Consider the following 15,429-nt stretch of genomic DNA (forward strand, 5'->3'; position numbering starts at 1 on the left):
CGGCCGGGGCGGCAGGGCGGCCGCGGGGCAACCCAACGCGAGGCGGACTTTTCGTGACCCGGATCGTGATCATCGGCGGCGGCCCCGGCGGCTACGAGGCAGCCCTGGTGGGCGCCCAGCTCGGTGCGGAGGTGACCGTCGTCGACTGCGACGGTCTCGGCGGAGCGTCGGTCCTCACCGACTGCGTGCCGTCGAAGACCCTGATCGCGACGGCCGAGGTGATGACCACCTTCGACTCCTCCTACGAGGAGCTGGGCATCATCGTCGCCGACGACACCCCGCACGTGGAGCAGGCCGCCCGCGTCGTCGGCGTGGACCTCGGCAAGGTCAACCGCCGGGTCAAGCGCCTCGCGCTCGCCCAGTCCCACGACATCACCGCCTCCGTCACCCGGGCCGGCGCCCGCGTGATGCGCGGCCGGGGCCGGCTGGACGGGCTCCAGGCCGCCGACGGGTCCCGCCAGGTCGTCGTCACCGCCGCGGACGGCACCGAGGAGCGGCTGACCGCCGACGCCGTGCTGATAGCGACCGGCGGCCACCCCCGGGAGATCCCGGACGCGAAGCCGGACGGCGAGCGCATCCTGAACTGGACCCAGGTCTACGACCTCGACGAGCTGCCCGAGGAGCTCATCGTCGTCGGGTCCGGCGTCACCGGCGCCGAGTTCGCCGGGGCCTACCAGGCGCTCGGCTCCCGCGTCACCCTCGTCTCCTCGCGCGACCGGGTGCTGCCCGGCGAGGACCCGGACGCCGCCGCCGTCCTGGAGGACGTCTTCCGGCGGCGCGGGATGAACGTCATGGCCCGCTCCCGCGCCCAGTCCGCCAAGCGCGTCGGGGACCGGGTCGAGGTCACCCTCGCCGACGGCCGGGTCATCACCGGCTCGCACTGCCTGATGGCGGTCGGCGCGATCCCGAACACCGCGGGCATGGGCCTGGAGGAGGCCGGCGTACGGCTCAAGGACTCCGGGCACGTCCTCACCGACCGGGTCTCGCGCACCAGCGCCCCCGGCGTCTACGCGGCCGGCGACGTCACCGGGATCTTCGCGCTGGCCTCGGTCGCCGCGATGCAGGGCCGGATCGCGATGTACCACTTCCTCGGCGACGCGGTGGCCCCGCTGAACCTCAAGGCGGTCTCCGCCAACGTCTTCACCGACCCGGAGATCGCCACCGTCGGCTACAGCCAGGCCGACGTCGACGCGGGCAGGATCGAGGCCCGGGTCGTCAAGCTGCCGCTGCTGCGCAACCCGCGCGCCAAGATGCAGGGCATCCGCGACGGCTTCGTCAAGATCTTCTGCCGCCCCGGTACGGGGATCGTGGTCGGCGGCTGCGTCGTCGCGCCGCGCGCCAGCGAGCTGATCCACCCCATCTCGATCGCCGTCGACAACAACATGACGGTGGAACAGATCGCAAACGCCTTCACCGTGTACCCGTCCCTGTCCGGATCGATCGCCGAAGTGGCCCGGCAGTTGCACACCCGCAAGCTCACCGGCGAGGGCTGAGGGGCCGGGGAACCGGACAATCCCCGGCAACCCCCGGCAGCCCGGACCGGGCTGGGGGCCGCCCGCGATCGACCCCGACCGACAAAGGGGCCTCCTATACCACTTGGAGGCCCCTTTGAAGTACAACTTCTGTTATTCGGCGCAAACTGCTGAAAACCCACCGCCGGTCAGGTTACTGTCAGTTCCGTGTTCGCTGCAGAACGTCGTCAATTGATCCTCGAAATGGTGCGTGCCAACGGGGCGGTATCGCTCCGTGAGCTCGCCCGCGTCGTCCAGACCTCCGAAGTGACCGTACGGCGGGACGTGCGGGCACTGGAGGCAGAAGGACTCCTCGACCGCCGGCACGGCGGTGCGGTCTTGCCGGGCGGTCTCACGCGGGAGTCCGGCTTTCCGCAGAAATCCCATCTCTCCACGGCGGAGAAGACCGCGATCGCCGACCTGGCCGCCGGCCTCGTCGGCGAGGGCGAGGCCATCGTGGTCGGCGCCGGTACGACCACCCAGGAGCTGGCCCGCCGGCTCGCGCGGGTACCCGGTCTGACCGTCGTCACCAACTCGCTGCTGGTGGCCCAGGCGTTGGCCCATGCCAACCGGGTCGAAGTCGTCATGACCGGCGGCACCCTGCGCGGGAGCAACTACGCGCTGGTGGGCAGCGGGGCGGAGCAGTCCCTCCAGGGGCTGCGGGTCTCCCGGGCGTTCATCTCCGGGAGCGGCCTCACCGCGGAGCGCGGCCTGTCCACCTCCAACATGCTCTCGGCCAGCGTCGACCGGGCCCTCGTCCAGGCCGCCGCGGAGGTGGTCGTCCTGGCGGACCACACCAAGCTGGGCTCGGACACCATGTTCCAGACGGTGCCCACCGAGCTGATCACCCGGCTGGTCACCGACGAGCCGCCGCTCCACGACGAGCGGGCCGCCGCCGAGCTCCAGGCCCTGGCCGACCAGGGCGTGGAGATCACGGTGGCCGGTCCGGACGCGGAGGCGACCGGCGGGGAAGGCCCCCCCGGAGAGCGCCGTCCGCGCCGCGACATGCCGTTGCCGGGACAGCGGCGCACCACGACGCGGAACGGGGGGCTGGGGCCGCAGCTGCGGAGCGCCGCCCCCCTCTCCGACCAGCCGCCGTCGGGCGAGCGCGCCCGGGTGGCGGACCTCCGCAGGCGGTAGCCGCCGGCCGGTCGCCGTGTCAGGCGGGCACGCGGGCGTCCCGTGTCCTCCGCCGCTCCCAGCCCGGAAGCGGCAGGGTGCGGCGCCAGGCGGGAGCCACGAGCACGGCCGTCAGCAGGGAGGCCACGGCCGCGAGGGCGAGCGGGAGGTAGCCGGTGAGGTGGCCGGCGCTCCCGGTCAGGGCCGGGAGCAGCGACGCCCCGACCACCGCGTACAGCCCGACAACGGTGAGCCGGGCGCCGGGGGAGGTGTGGCAGACGCCCTTCCAGGGCCGGGCCGCCGCGCCGGGGGTGGTCGCCTCCCACGTCACCGGGGCGGCATTGGTCAGACGGCGCATGTCGGAGCGGAGGACGGAGCAGGTGAAGCTCCGGCCGCCGGGGGCGACGAAGACCGCCGGAACCGGGTTCGTGCCGTTCACCATGTTCCACCGCCGGGCCCAGAGCAGCCAGCCCGTCGTCTCGCCGAACTCCGTCGCCAGGGCGAGGATGTCGGCGCGGTCGACACAGAGTTCGACCCCCATGACCTCGTCGACGTCGGCGCTCAGCCAGACTCTGTCGACCACCTTGGTGCTGCCGGCCCGGCTGCCGACCGTGGTGCGCGCTTCGTGGACGGCGGTCAGCCGGTCCACATACCCGGCGTTCACCTCCCCCGCCGCCGCGTCCTCGGTCAGCAGCCTGCGCGGACCGTGCTCGGAGACGCGCTCCGAGTTCACGATGCCGACGACCGCCCAGCCCGCCACGAACAGCAGAAACGCGAACGGCACCAGCGTCCCGCCCTCCAGGGGCACGTGCCAGGGCGAGAGGTACGACGAGATGTCCACGCTGTCGTCCACCCAGCCGCCGAGATCGGGGCGGCCCGGCGCGTGCAGGACCCGGACGTCCATGCCCTCCTCCGGCGACGAGCCGACGATCCCGCGGTCCACGGCGAGCACCGTGCCGTCGGCCAGTTCGACCCGCAGATCGGCGTAGTAGTAAGCGCCGCGCTTGCCCTTGCCCACACCGGTGTGCTCACCCTCGCCGGCCTGGACGACGGTCCCGGTCGACACGTGCGGGTGCGCCCGTTGGATCGCGTCGAGCGCCGCGCCCTGGGCGCCGTCCGGCCGCAGTCCCACCAGGAAGGCCGAGGCGATGGCGGTGACGGCGAGCACGATGGCGACCGCGGGGCCCAGCGGGAAGGGGAAGGGCCGGGGGAGCGCCGAGGGGATCGGTGGGAGCTCCTCGTCGACTCCGGGATCGAGTGAGCCCGGCTCCACTGCGGGCGCCCGGAAGGTGGCCGCCACCCATCCCAGGCCGCACACGAGTGCCGCTCCCACCGCGACCAGCATGTCGAAGCGCGGGGTCGTGGCAGTGAACCGCACGACGGGGAGCAGGACCACCGCCGCCGCGCATATCAGCGCCGCCGTCCCCCACCCGCGTGTCCAGACCGTGGATCTTCGCATCCCGTCATCCAACCCCAGCGACGGCTCCGGGAGAAGTGGGGCGCCTACGCGCTCCGGGCTCTCCGGGCCACGTGCGTCCAGTGCCCGGAAGCCGTCGGCCGCCGCGGCGGACTCGCCCTCCCCCACCGGGAGATGAGCCGCTGTCAGGACGCGGTCCCACCGCTGGAGCGCCGCCTTGGGGGCGTCGCGCCGGAGGCGGCTCCGGACGGCCGACCGGCGGCTACTTCAGCCCGCGCAGCGTCAGCCGCAGCAACCGTTCCGTCAACTCCGGGTCGTCGGGCGACTGTTCGGCCGCCAGCGCGATCGCGTTGGTGAGCTGGAGCAGGTCGTCGATGGAGACGTCGTCCCGTACGGCTCCGCTCTCCTGGGCCCGGCGCAGCAGCCCGGCGCCCGCCTCGCGGAGCGGCCGGTGGCACTGCGTGAGCGGCGACGTCGCGTCGCGCGAGGCGGACATCAGGGCGTGGGCCAGCCCGCGGTACTCACCCGCATGAGTGACGATCGAGCCCAGCCAGTCCACCAGCGCCCGGCACGGAGCCTCCGCCGCGGCCAGCTCACGGGAGCGGTCCAGCAGGGAGCACAGGGCGTCCTGGAAGACCGCGTTCATCAGGGCGTCCCGGTTCGGGAAGTGCCGGTAGAGGGTGCCGATCCCCACGCCCGCCCGCCGGGCGATGTCCTCCAGCGAGGCGTCCGTGCCGTGCTCGGCGAACGACCTGCGCGCCTCGCCCACCAGCCGGTCGTGGTTCCGCCGCGCGTCCGCGCGCATCGGCCGCGCCGTGCTCGTCTCCATCGGGATCGCCCCTGTCATGGCTCCCACCCCTCCCTCGGCCCTCGGACCGCCTCGGACACCGGCGGTCTCTCGGACCCGTCGTCGGTTTCCAGGATGCCACTGCGGGGAACGGCCGGTGCCACGGTGGCGACAGGCCCGGCACCGCGGTCGCGGCAGGCCCGGTCCCGCGGTCGCGTGGGGTCCGGGGCCCGCGATCGCGGCAGGGCCCGGCCCGCGTCGTGAGGACGCGGACCGGGCCCTGCGGGGGCGTGCCGGAGATCAGTCCTTGATCTCGCAGATCAGGGCGCCGGAGGAGACGGAGGCGCCGACCTCGGCGGAGAGGCCCTTGATGGTGCCGGAGCGGTGCGCGTTGAGCGGCTGCTCCATCTTCATGGCCTCCAGGACGACGACGAGGTCGCCCTCCTTGACCTCCTGCCCCTCCTCCACCGCGATCTTCACGATGGTGCCCTGCATGGGCGAGGCGAGGGAGTCTCCGGAGGCGGCCGAACCGGCCTTCTTCGCGGCGCGGCGCTTCGGCTTGGCGCCGGCGGCGAGGCCGGTACGGGCCAGGCTCATGCCCAGCGAGGAGGGCAGCGAGACCTCCAGCCGCTTGCCGCCGACCTCGACGACCACGGTCTCGCGCCCGGACTCGTCCTCCGCGTCCGCCTCGGCGGGCGCGGCGAAGGGCTTGATGTCGTTGACGAACTCGGTCTCGATCCACCGGGTGTGGACGGTGAACGGGTCCGCGGTGAAGGCGGGGTCGGCGACGACGGCACGGTGGAAGGGGATGGCGGTGGCCATGCCCTCGACCTGGAACTCCGCCAGCGCGCGGGCGGCGCGCTGGAGCGCCTGCTCGCGGGTCGCGCCGGTCACGACGAGCTTGGCGAGGAGGGAGTCCCACGCCGGGCCGATGACCGAACCCGACTCGACGCCCGCGTCCAGGCGGACGCCGGGGCCGGTCGGCGGGGCGAAGAGGGTGACCGTGCCGGGGGCGGGCAGGAAGCCGCGGCCCGGGTCCTCGCCGTTGATCCGGAACTCGAAGGAGTGGCCGCGCACCGCCGGGTCGCCGTACCCCAGCTCCTCGCCGTCCGCGATGCGGAACATCTCGCGGACGAGGTCGATGCCCGTGACCTCTTCGGTGACGGGGTGTTCGACCTGGAGGCGGGTGTTGACCTCCAGGAAGGAGATCGTGCCGTCCAGCCCGACCAGGAACTCGACCGTGCCGGCGCCGACGTAGCCGGCCTCCTTGAGGATCGCCTTCGAGGCCGCGTACAGCTCCTCGTTCTGCGCCTGGGTCAGGAAGGGGGCCGGGGCCTCCTCCACCAGCTTCTGGTGGCGGCGCTGGAGCGAGCAGTCACGGGTGGAGACGACGACCACGTTGCCGTGGGAGTCGGCCAGGCACTGGGTCTCCACGTGGCGGGGCTTGTCGAGGTAGCGCTCGACGAAGCACTCGCCCCGGCCGAAGGCGGCGACCGCCTCGCGGACCGCGGAGTCGTACAGCTCGGGGATCTCCTCCAGGGTGCGGGCCACCTTCAGGCCGCGCCCGCCGCCGCCGAAGGCGGCCTTGATCGCGATCGGCAGGCCGTTCTGCTCGGCGAAGGCGACGACCTCGTCGGAGCCGGAGACCGGGTCCGGGGTACCCGCCACCAGGGGCGCGCCCGCGCGCTGGGCGATGTGCCGGGCGGCGACCTTGTCGCCGAGGTCGCGGATCGCCTGCGGCGGGGGGCCGATCCAGGTCAGCCCGGCGTCCAGGACGGCCTGGGCGAACTCCGCGTTCTCCGACAGGAATCCGTAGCCGGGGTGGACCGCGTCCGCCCCGGAGTCCGCGGCGGCCCGCAGCACCTTGGCCATGTCCAGGTAGCTGGCGGCCGGGGTGTCACCGCCCAGCGCGAACGCCTCGTCAGCGGCCCGGACATGCAGCGCGTCGCGGTCCGGCTCGGCGTAGACCGCGACACTCGCGATCCCCGCGTCCCGGCACGCCCGAGCGACGCGGACAGCGATTTCGCCACGGTTGGCGATGAGCACCTTGCGCACGATGACTCCCTCCTCGAAACAAGCTGAGTTTAGGGACTACCGACACGGCCGTACGACCTGTCCCCAATGGTGAGCTTGCCCACACGGAGTGTGATCCGAGGCTTGCCCCAGTAGTGAAATCCCTTGTGGCACCACGGTACGCCGCGATCCTCAACCGCACAGTAACCATCCGGTGTGGTCCAGGTCTCTGTCCTGATGGTCAACGCCTCACGGCGATTCTTTGTGGACTCCCTACGAACGGCCGGTGGATTCTTTGCCCGGCGTGCGGGCGGGCCCAGCCCCTTGTCCGAAGGAATACCCATGAGTAGGGTCCGCGCTACGCACGTACCGGAGGTAACAGGGGTGGGACGCTGATGCGCAGAGCGGTGGCGGTCGTGACCGCGCTCGTGCTGTTCGGGGAGGCGGTGGGCATCGTGCTCGTCAACGCCGCCCTGGCCACGGTCGCGGGGAACCAGAACATGTCCCTCGCCGGTATGGACCCGGGAGCCATGGCCGCCGGCACCTGGGCGATGGGCGGCGTCTTCGGGGTGCTGCTGGTCCTGTGCGGGCTGATCGCCCTGCTGGCCGGGGCCCGCGACCGCTCCCCGGGACGGTTCGGGCGGATCGTCCTGATCGGCTGCGCGGTCGCGCACGGCGTCCTCGGCGCGGTCACCGTCGGCCTGGTCGGCTGGGGCGCCTTCGCGTTCCTGACGCTGGTGCTGGCCCTGCTGGTCCTCACCCTGCAGGCGTACGGGCCCCGGGCCCGGGCCGAGGACGGTCCGAGCGAGCGGCCGGCCCCGGCGGCGGTCTGAGCCCGCCACACCCGCCGGGGGCCCGGGCCCCCGCGGGGTCTTCAGACCCACAGCTCCGTGACGGAGACGTCCAGTTCGCCCAGCAGGCGGCGCAGCAGCGGCAGCGAGAGGCCGATGACGTTGCCGTGGTCGCCCTCGATGGAGTCGACGAACGGCGCCGAGCGGCCGTCCAGGGTGAAGGCCCCCGCCACGTGGAGCGGTTCGCCCGACGCCACGTAGGCGGCGACCTCGGCGTCGGTCGGCTCCCCGAACCGTACGACCGTGGACGCCGTCTCCGACGCGGTGCGGCCCGAAGCGGTGTCGATCACGCTGTGCCCGGTCCGCAGGACGCCCGACCGCCCGCGCATCGCCTTCCAGCGGGCGGTGGCCTCCTCGGCGTCGGCCGGCTTGCCCAGCGCCTCGCCGTCCAGCTCCAGCACCGAGTCGCAGCCGATCACCAGGGCGCCCGCGGCCTCGGGGCGCTCCGCGACCGCCGCGGCCTTGGCCCGCGCCAGGACGAGGGCCAGCTCGGCGGGGGTCGGCGCGCTCAGAGCGTCCTCGTCCACCCCGCTGACGATCACCTCGGGTGCGAACCCGGCCTGGCGCAGCAGGCCGAGGCGGGCGGGGGAGGCGGAGGCGAGCACGAGACGGCGCTGATCAGTCATGAGGGCCATCGTAGAAGGGCCCAGGACCCGACGGGTCAGTGGACGCCGAGCACGAACATCGCCACCAGCATCGCCAGCGCCAGCAGGACGCCGGCTCTGCGCATCATGGCCTGGGCGTCGCGCAGTTCCTTCGGCGGCTTGTTCTCGGGGTCGGACCACAGCATGCTTCCGATCCTGCCGCCCCGCCCCGCCCCGCCGCCTGAGTACGGGTACTCAAAGCCGCCCCCGGCGGACCGGGGACGGCCTCGGACGCCCTCTAGGCCGGCCAGTACGTCCGCGCCCAGGCCCGGGGGCCGGGCCGCGGGCTTCCGGAGCGGGCGATGCGGCCCGGGTCGGACCACTGCTCGGGCGGCAGCGGCGGCCCGGACGGTACGGCGGACGCGGCGGCGGCGCGCGCCTGGACCACCGCCACGGCGGCGGCCAGCTCCTCAGGGGTGGGGTTGCCCCGTACGACCTTGATCATGGGCGGACCTCTCGGGGAAAGGCGGCTGGAACGGATGGGCCGGGCGCGTCCGGCGCCCTACAACGGGATGTTGCCGTGCTTCTTCGGAGGGAGGGATTCCCGCTTGGTACGGAGCTGACGCAACCCCTTGACGATGTGGGCCCGGGTGTCGGACGGCATGATCACCGCGTCCACGTAACCGCGCTCGGCCGCCACGTACGGGTTGAGCAGCGCGTCCTCGTAGTCCGCCATCAGCTCGGCGCGGGTCGCGTCCGGGTCCTCGGCGGCGGCGATGGCGCGCCGGTGCAGGATGTTCACCGCGCCCTGCGCCCCCATGACGGCGATCTGCGCGGTCGGCCAGGCGAGGTTCAGGTCGGCGCCCAGGTGCTTGGAGCCCATCACGTCGTACGCGCCGCCGAACGCCTTGCGGGTGATGACGGTGATCAGCGGGACCGTGGCCTCCGCGTAGGCGTAGATCAGCTTCGCGCCGCGCCGGATGATGCCGCCGTACTCCTGGTCCACGCCCGGCAGGAAGCCCGGCACGTCCACGAAGGTGATGACGGGGACGTTGAACGCGTCGCAGGTGCGGACGAAGCGGGCCGCCTTCTCGCTGGCGTTGATGTCGAGGCAGCCGGCGAACTGCATCGGCTGGTTGGCGACGATGCCGACCGGGTGCCCCTCGACCCGGCCGAAGCCGGTGATGACGTTCGGCGCGAACAGGGCCTGGGTCTCCAGGAACTCCCCGTCGTCCAGCACGTGTTCGATCGCGGTGTGCATGTCGTACGGCTGGTTCGCCGAATCCGGGATGAGCGTGTCCAGCTCGCGGTCCTCGTCGGTGGTGGCGAGGTCCGCCTCCTCCGGGAAGGCCGGGGCCTCGGAGAGGTTGTTCGACGGCAGGTACGACAGCAGGGACTTGACGTACTCGATGGCGTCCTTCTCGTCGCCCGCCATGTGGTGCGCCACCCCGGAGGTGGTGTTGTGCGTACGGGCCCCGCCCAGCTCCTCGAAGCCGACGTCCTCGCCGGTGACCGTCTTGATGACGTCGGGCCCGGTGATGAACATGTGCGAGGTCTGGTCGACCATCACCGTGAAGTCGGTGATGGCGGGGGAGTAGACCGCGCCGCCCGCGCACGGGCCGACGATCAGCGAGATCTGCGGGATCACCCCGGAGGCGTGCACGTTGCGCCGGAAGATCTCGGCGAACAGGCCGAGCGCCACCACGCCCTCCTGGATGCGCGCGCCCCCGCCGTCGTTGATGCCGATGACCGGGCAGCCGGTCTTCAGCGCGAAGTCCATGACCTTGACGATCTTCTCGCCGTAGACCTCGCCGAGCGACCCGCCGAAGATGGTGAAGTCCTGCGAGTACACGCAGACCGGGCGGCCGTCGACCGTGCCGTAACCGGTGACGACGCCGTCCCCGTACGGGCGGTTCTTCTCGATGCCGAAGTTGGTCGAGCGGTGCCGGGCGAACTCGTCGAGCTCGACGAAGGAGCCTTCGTCCAGCAGCAGCTCGACCCGCTCACGGGCGGTCAGCTTGCCCTTGGCGTGCTGCTTCTCGACCGCGCGGGCCGACCCCGCGTGCGTCGCCTCGTCAATGCGGCGCGTCAGGTCCGCTAGCTTGCCCGCGGTGGTGTGGATGTCGATCTGCGGCTCGGACATCGGGGGGCGGCTCCCTGCCTGGTCACGGGGACGACGACCGGTGGCGGTCACGGGGGACGGGCGGTCGTCTGTCCGGCTCTGCGGCTACTGACTCGTAACGCGGTTGTGCGGCTCTGCTTCGTCACGCGGTCACACGGCGTCCTTCGCCGCGGTGCGCCGCTTGGCTACTGACTCGTAGGGTAACGGCGTGCCTCCGGAAAGGCAGTGCGTCCTTTGCCACACCTAGGCTGGGTTGCATGACACCCCCGGATGCGCCACACAACCGCTGGTCGGACCTCGACCGGCCGCCCCTGAACGCGACCGCGCTGCGCCGCGGACTGCTGCGGCCCGACGCGCTGTGGACGTCGCTGGAGGTCGTGGAGTCCACCGGCTCCACCAACACCGACCTCGCCGGGCGGGCCCGTGCCGGGGCGGTCGCCGCGGGCACGGTGCTGATCGCCGAGGAGCAGACCGCCGGGCGCGGGCGGCTGGAGCGGACCTGGACGGCCCCGCCCCGCTCCGGACTGTTCCTCTCGGTGTACCTGGAGCCCGGAGACGTCCCCGTGGAGCGGTGGGGGTGGGTGCCGCTGCTGGCCGGGGTGGCCGCCGCGACCGGGCTCGCGAAGTCGGCCGGGGTCGACACGTCGCTGAAGTGGCCCAACGACCTGCTGGTCTCCGTGGACGGGGAGGAGCGCAAGGCGGGCGGCATCCTCGGGGAGTTCGCCGGGGACGGCATCGTCGTCGGCATGGGGATCAACGTCTCGCTGCGCGCCGACGAACTGCCCGCCCCCACCGCCGGGTCGCTCGTCCTCGCCGGAGCGGTCTCCACCGACCGCGAGACGCTGCTGCGCGCCGTCCTGCGCTCGCTGGAGCACTGGTACGGGGCGTGGAAGGAGACCGGCGGGGACGCGGCCGCGAGCGGGCTCCAGGCCGCGTACGCCGCGGGGTGCGCGACCCTCGACCGGACCGTGCGGGCCGAGCTGCCGGGCGGTGACGCCCTGGTCGGCGAGGCGGTCGCGATCGACGGGGACGGCCGGCTCGTCCTCTCCACCGAGGACGGACTCCGGCAGCCGGTGTCGGCCGGGGACATCGTCCACCTGCGGGGCGTGGCGGGCGGCCTGACCTGACGGGGGTGCGGAGCGGGGGGCCGGGGGCCGGAGCGGCGCGGGAGGAGCGGCGCCGGGGCCGGGGCCCGGAGGCCGGGGGCGCGCGGGCCGGATACGACGTACGCCGTGATGTCACGCGCGACGCACCGGGGACGGGCGGCCGAGGACGTGAGCCAGGGCACACCTGCCGTATCGTTGAGGCGATCCGAAGAGAGATCGGCAGGGAAGTGCGCAGGGAACGGGCAGGAGGCGGCTGGTGACCGTCGGCGACACGACGTCCGGTGCGGGCGAGGAGCCCGGCACGGACTCCTCGGTCCACGCCACACCCCACCACGAGGTCGACCACACGGTGGAACCGACCGACGACCCCCTCGCCATCCGCCTCGAAGCGCTGATCCTGGGGGCCGACCGGCGGTACACGCCCTTCCAGGCGGCCCGCACCGCCGGGGTCTCCATGGATCTGGCCTCCCGGTTCTGGCGGGCCATGGGGTTCGCGGACATCGGGCAGGCCAAGGCGCTCACCGAGGCCGACGTGCTCGCCCTGCGGCGGCTCGCCGGCCTCGTCGAGGCGGGGCTGCTCAGCGAGCCGATGGCGATCCAGGTGGCCCGCTCCACCGGTCAGACCACCGCCCGGCTGGCCGAGTGGCAGATCGACTCGTTCCTGGAGGGGCTGACCGAGCCGCCCGAGCCGGGCATGACCCGTACCGAGGTCACGTATCCGCTGGTCGAGCTGTTGCTCCCGGAGCTCCAGGAGTTCCTCGTCTACGTGTGGCGGCGCCAGCTCGCCGCCGCCACCGGGCGGGTCGTGCAGGCGGCCGACGACGAGGAGATGGTCGACCGGCGGCTCGCGGTGGGCTTCGCGGACCTGGTGGGCTTCACCCGGCTCACCCGGCGGCTGGAGGAGGAGGAGCTGGGCGAACTGGTCGAGTCCTTCGAGACGACCGCCGCCGACCTGGTCGCCGCGCACGGCGGGCGGCTCATCAAGACCCTCGGCGACGAGGTCCTCTTCGCCGCCGACGACGCGGGCACGGCCGCCGAGATAGCGCTCCGGCTGATCGAGGCGATGGGCCAGGACGAGACGATGCCCGCCCTGCGCGTCGGCATCGCGTTCGGCACGGTCACCACCCGGATGGGCGATGTCTTCGGCACCACGGTGAACCTCGCCAGCCGGCTGACCTCGATAGCTCCGAAGGACGCCGTCCTGGTGGACGGGGCGTTCGCCGCGGAGCTGGTCCGCCACGGCGACGCCCCGGAGTCCGAGGCGCAGGCGGCCGAGGCCGTCGCGGCCGCCGCCGAGCGGGCCCGGCTCGCCGAGAAGGAGGGCCGCGAGCCGGCGGAGGAGCCGCCGCTGCCGACCTACCGCTTCGGGCTCCAGCCGATGTGGCAGCGGCCCGTGCGCGGACTCGGCGTGGTGGAGCCGTGGCTGCTGGCCCGGCGCGGCCGGACCGGTTCCTGAGGCGTTTCCCCGAGGGCGGGGAGCCGCCCCGCCCGCACGCCGTCCCGCAGCCGTTGCGGCCCGGCCCTGTCGGGGGCCGGGCCGCCCTGTCTAGGATTCCTGCCGGATAACGCTCGTTAACGGCAGCGGGCGGCGTCGACCGGGTGTCGTCGACCGCCGGCGCCGTCGACCGACAGGGGTGCAGCCATGACCGTCACGTCCGAGCAGCGGTACGGGGAGTTCGTCGTCGTGCGGCGGCACGCGGGGCAGGACCACGTCGCCGAGCTGGTGCTGGACCGGCCGAAGGCGATGAACGCCGTCTCCACCGACATGGCCCGCTCCATCGCCGCCGCCTGCGACGCGCTCGGCGCCGACCGGGACGTCCGGGCCACCGTCCTGACCTCCAGCCACGAGCGGGCCTTCTGCGTCGGCGCGGACCTCAAGGAGCGCAACTCCTTCACCGACGCGGAACTCGTCCGCCAGCGGCCCACGGCCCGCGCCGCCTATACCGGGGTCCTGGAGCTGCCGATGCCGGTGATCGCCGCCGTCCACGGCTTCGCCCTCGGCGGCGGCTTCGAACTCGCCCTGGCCTGCGATGTGATCGTCGCCGACGCCACCGCCGTGGTCGGGCTGCCCGAGGTGTCCGTGGGCGTCATCCCGGGCGGCGGGGGCACGCAGTTGCTGCCGCGCCGGGTGGGGGCGGCCCGCGCCGCCGAGCTGGTGTTCAGCGCCCGCCGGGTCGAGGCCGCCGAGGCGCGCGAACTGGGGCTGGTCGACGAGCTGGTCGAGGCCGGCCGGGACCGCGAGGAGGCCCTCGCGCTGGGCGGCCGGATCGCCGCCAACTCGCCGGTCGGCCTGCGCGCGGCGAAGAGGGCGCTCCGGCTGGGGCAGGGGCTGGACCTGCGGGCCGGCCTGGAGGTGGAGGACGCGGCCTGGCGGTCCGTCGCCTTCTCCGGGGACCGGGCGGAGGGGGTGGCCGCGTTCAACGAGAAGCGGCGCCCCGCGTGGCCCGGCGAGTGACGACGGGCGTGCGTCACCGAGCGTGATCATTCCAGGGTGGAATGGTTGATATGGGTTACGCATCAAACTGATCAAAGGCGAACAAATCTACCTAAGCTGTAGAAATGGGTGGTGACGACGAACGGCTGCGGGCCGTGGTTTCGCTGGCGCAGACCATGGCCGCGGCCTATACGCCGCGGGAATCGTGGCGGGCGGCCGCGCTCGGCGCCTGCGAGGCGCTGCACGGCAGTTTCGCCGCGCTCTCGGTGTGGGAGCGGGAGCGGGGCCGGCTGCGGGTGCTGGTGAACGCGGGGCAACGGGCCGAGGGGGAGGAGGAGTTCCCCGAGGAGGAGGCCTACCCGGTCCACCAGTTCCCGGAGATCACCGAGTTCCTGCACGAGCGGTGGGCGGGCGGCGGTGAGCCCGACGCCTGGGTGGAGACCGCGGACGGGCAGCCCGGTGCGGGCGGGCCCGCGCGCGGCGCCCGCCCGTACTGCCACCAGCGGGTCGCCGCGCTGCGGCGGCGCGGCCGGGGCTGCTGCGTGGTCGCGCCGATCGTGCTGCACGGCCGGGCCTGGGGCGAGCTGTACGTGGCACGGCCGGCCGGCCGGCCCGTGTTCGACCGGGCCGACGCGGACTTCGCGACCGTGCTCGCCGCCGTCGTGGCCTCCGGGATCGCCCAGACCGAACGGCTGGAAGAGGTGCGCAAACTGGCCTTCACCGACCCGCTGACCGGGCTGGCCAACCGGCGCGCGGTCGACATCCGGCTCGACGAGGCCGTCGAGCGGCACCGTGTCGACGGCACGGTCGTCAGCCTCGTCGTCTGCGACCTGAACGGCCTCAAGGCGGTCAACGACACCCTCGGCCACGCCGTCGGCGACCGTCTGCTGGAACGTTTCGGCTCGGTGCTGTCGCGGTGCGGGGCGATGCTCCCGGAGGCGCTGGCGGCGCGGCTGGGCGGCGACGAGTTCTGCCTGCTGGCGGCCGGGCCCTCGGCGGACGCCGTGGTGGGCGCGGCCACCGAGCTGTGCGACCGGGCCGCGGTGATCGAGCTGGGCGAGGGGGTGGCCTGCGGGGTCGCGTCGACCGGCGACCCGATCGGCCCGGTCCGGTCGGCCCGCCGGCTGTTCCGGCTCGCGGACGCGGCGCAGTACCGGGCCAAGGCGGCCCGTTCCCCGGGTCCGGTGGTGGCCGGGCGGGACGGCGAGGTCGTCCGGCTCGCGGACTCCCCGCCGCGGCCCGCCCACGACCGGCGCAGGCTGCGCGGCAACCGCCCGTGAGGCGCGGACGCCGGGACGCCGGGGCGCCGGGAAGGTTGGCGCTCCGGACGTCGCGGCGGTGCGAGCGGCAGGGGAGCCGGCGGCCCGTGCCGTGAGGAGCCCCGGGGGTAAGGGGTCCTGCAGGTAAGGCGCCCCGCACCTAAGGCGTCCTGCGCGTAAGGGGCCCTGCGCCGCACCACTAGTGACATGAAGGGTTTCAATCCGT

Annotated in this window: 14 protein-coding genes; 7 read left to right on the top strand and 7 right to left on the bottom strand. The window is 73.5% G+C overall.

Features of this window, described 5'->3' with window-relative positions; translation table 11 throughout:
- The first annotated feature begins 53 nt into the window (after window positions 1-53).
- Both ACH4K1_RS03090 and ACH4K1_RS03095 read left to right on the top strand, forming a co-directional pair.
- Window positions 54-1,493: an NAD(P)H-quinone dehydrogenase gene (locus ACH4K1_RS03090; RefSeq protein WP_228990328.1), complete on the top strand. Its 1,440-nt coding sequence runs from the start codon at window positions 54-56 to the stop codon at window positions 1,491-1,493.
- Between the two features lie 186 nt (window positions 1,494-1,679).
- Entirely contained in the window at window positions 1,680-2,651 is a 972-nt protein-coding gene (locus tag ACH4K1_RS03095; protein WP_398085933.1) for a DeoR/GlpR family DNA-binding transcription regulator, read from the top strand.
- A gap of 19 nt (window positions 2,652-2,670) precedes the next feature.
- On the opposite strand, the gene ACH4K1_RS03100 is transcribed toward ACH4K1_RS03095, so the two are convergent.
- The 3 genes from ACH4K1_RS03100 to ACH4K1_RS03110 form a co-directional block, all read right to left on the bottom strand.
- Window positions 2,671-4,089 (bottom strand): hypothetical protein, encoded by a 1,419-nt coding sequence (locus tag ACH4K1_RS03100; protein ID WP_398085935.1) that lies wholly within the window; start codon window positions 4,087-4,089, stop codon window positions 2,671-2,673.
- Window positions 4,090-4,309: 220 nt separating this feature from the next.
- Window positions 4,310-4,894, bottom strand: coding sequence for a TetR/AcrR family transcriptional regulator (locus ACH4K1_RS03105; protein ID WP_228990330.1), 585 nt, complete (start codon window positions 4,892-4,894; stop codon window positions 4,310-4,312).
- Window positions 4,895-5,134: 240 nt separating this feature from the next.
- The gene (locus ACH4K1_RS03110; protein ID WP_398085938.1) at window positions 5,135-6,889 is read right to left on the bottom strand and encodes an acetyl/propionyl/methylcrotonyl-CoA carboxylase subunit alpha; all 1,755 of its coding nucleotides are present in this window, start codon (window positions 6,887-6,889) and stop codon (window positions 5,135-5,137) included.
- Window positions 6,890-7,242: 353 nt separating this feature from the next.
- Between ACH4K1_RS03110 and ACH4K1_RS03115 the strand changes: the two genes are divergently transcribed.
- The gene (locus ACH4K1_RS03115; RefSeq protein WP_398085941.1) at window positions 7,243-7,680 is read left to right on the top strand and encodes a hypothetical protein; all 438 of its coding nucleotides are present in this window, start codon (window positions 7,243-7,245) and stop codon (window positions 7,678-7,680) included.
- Window positions 7,681-7,721: 41 nt separating this feature from the next.
- Here ACH4K1_RS03115 and ACH4K1_RS03120 read toward each other — a convergent pair whose 3' ends face one another.
- From ACH4K1_RS03120 to ACH4K1_RS03135, 4 genes are all read right to left on the bottom strand, one after another.
- Window positions 7,722-8,333 (bottom strand): nucleoside triphosphate pyrophosphatase, encoded by a 612-nt coding sequence (locus ACH4K1_RS03120; RefSeq protein WP_228990333.1) that lies wholly within the window; start codon window positions 8,331-8,333, stop codon window positions 7,722-7,724.
- Between the two features lie 26 nt (window positions 8,334-8,359).
- Window positions 8,360-8,488 carry a morphogenic membrane protein MmpB gene (gene mmpB, locus ACH4K1_RS03125; protein ID WP_267488448.1) on the bottom strand — a complete coding sequence of 43 codons (129 nt, stop codon included), beginning with the start codon at window positions 8,486-8,488 and terminating at the stop codon, window positions 8,360-8,362.
- Between the two features lie 92 nt (window positions 8,489-8,580).
- Entirely contained in the window at window positions 8,581-8,787 is a 207-nt protein-coding gene (locus ACH4K1_RS03130) for an acyl-CoA carboxylase subunit epsilon (RefSeq protein WP_398085944.1), read from the bottom strand.
- A gap of 57 nt (window positions 8,788-8,844) precedes the next feature.
- Window positions 8,845-10,425 (bottom strand): acyl-CoA carboxylase subunit beta, encoded by a 1,581-nt coding sequence (locus tag ACH4K1_RS03135; protein ID WP_073764562.1) that lies wholly within the window; start codon window positions 10,423-10,425, stop codon window positions 8,845-8,847.
- A 236-nt stretch (window positions 10,426-10,661) separates the two neighbouring features.
- On the opposite strand from ACH4K1_RS03135, the gene ACH4K1_RS03140 reads away from it, so the two are divergent.
- The 4 genes from ACH4K1_RS03140 to ACH4K1_RS03155 all read left to right on the top strand — a co-directional run bounded on the left by ACH4K1_RS03140 (window position 10,662) and on the right by ACH4K1_RS03155 (window position 15,224).
- Window positions 10,662-11,531, top strand: coding sequence for a biotin--[acetyl-CoA-carboxylase] ligase (locus ACH4K1_RS03140; protein ID WP_398085948.1), 870 nt, complete (start codon window positions 10,662-10,664; stop codon window positions 11,529-11,531).
- A gap of 235 nt (window positions 11,532-11,766) precedes the next feature.
- Window positions 11,767-12,966: an adenylate/guanylate cyclase domain-containing protein gene (locus tag ACH4K1_RS03145; protein ID WP_228990336.1), complete on the top strand. Its 1,200-nt coding sequence runs from the start codon at window positions 11,767-11,769 to the stop codon at window positions 12,964-12,966.
- 186 nt (window positions 12,967-13,152) lie between these two features.
- The gene (locus ACH4K1_RS03150) at window positions 13,153-13,965 is read left to right on the top strand and encodes an enoyl-CoA hydratase/isomerase family protein (RefSeq protein ID WP_228990337.1); all 813 of its coding nucleotides are present in this window, start codon (window positions 13,153-13,155) and stop codon (window positions 13,963-13,965) included.
- A gap of 104 nt (window positions 13,966-14,069) precedes the next feature.
- On the top strand, window positions 14,070-15,224 hold the full coding sequence (locus ACH4K1_RS03155; RefSeq protein WP_398085952.1) for a diguanylate cyclase domain-containing protein: 1,155 nt from the start codon (window positions 14,070-14,072) through the stop codon (window positions 15,222-15,224).
- The last annotated feature ends 205 nt before the right edge of the window (window positions 15,225-15,429 follow it).

The organism is Streptomyces sp. NPDC017448 (assembly GCF_044330565.1).
Lineage (GTDB): Bacteria > Actinomycetota > Actinomycetes > Streptomycetales > Streptomycetaceae > Streptomyces.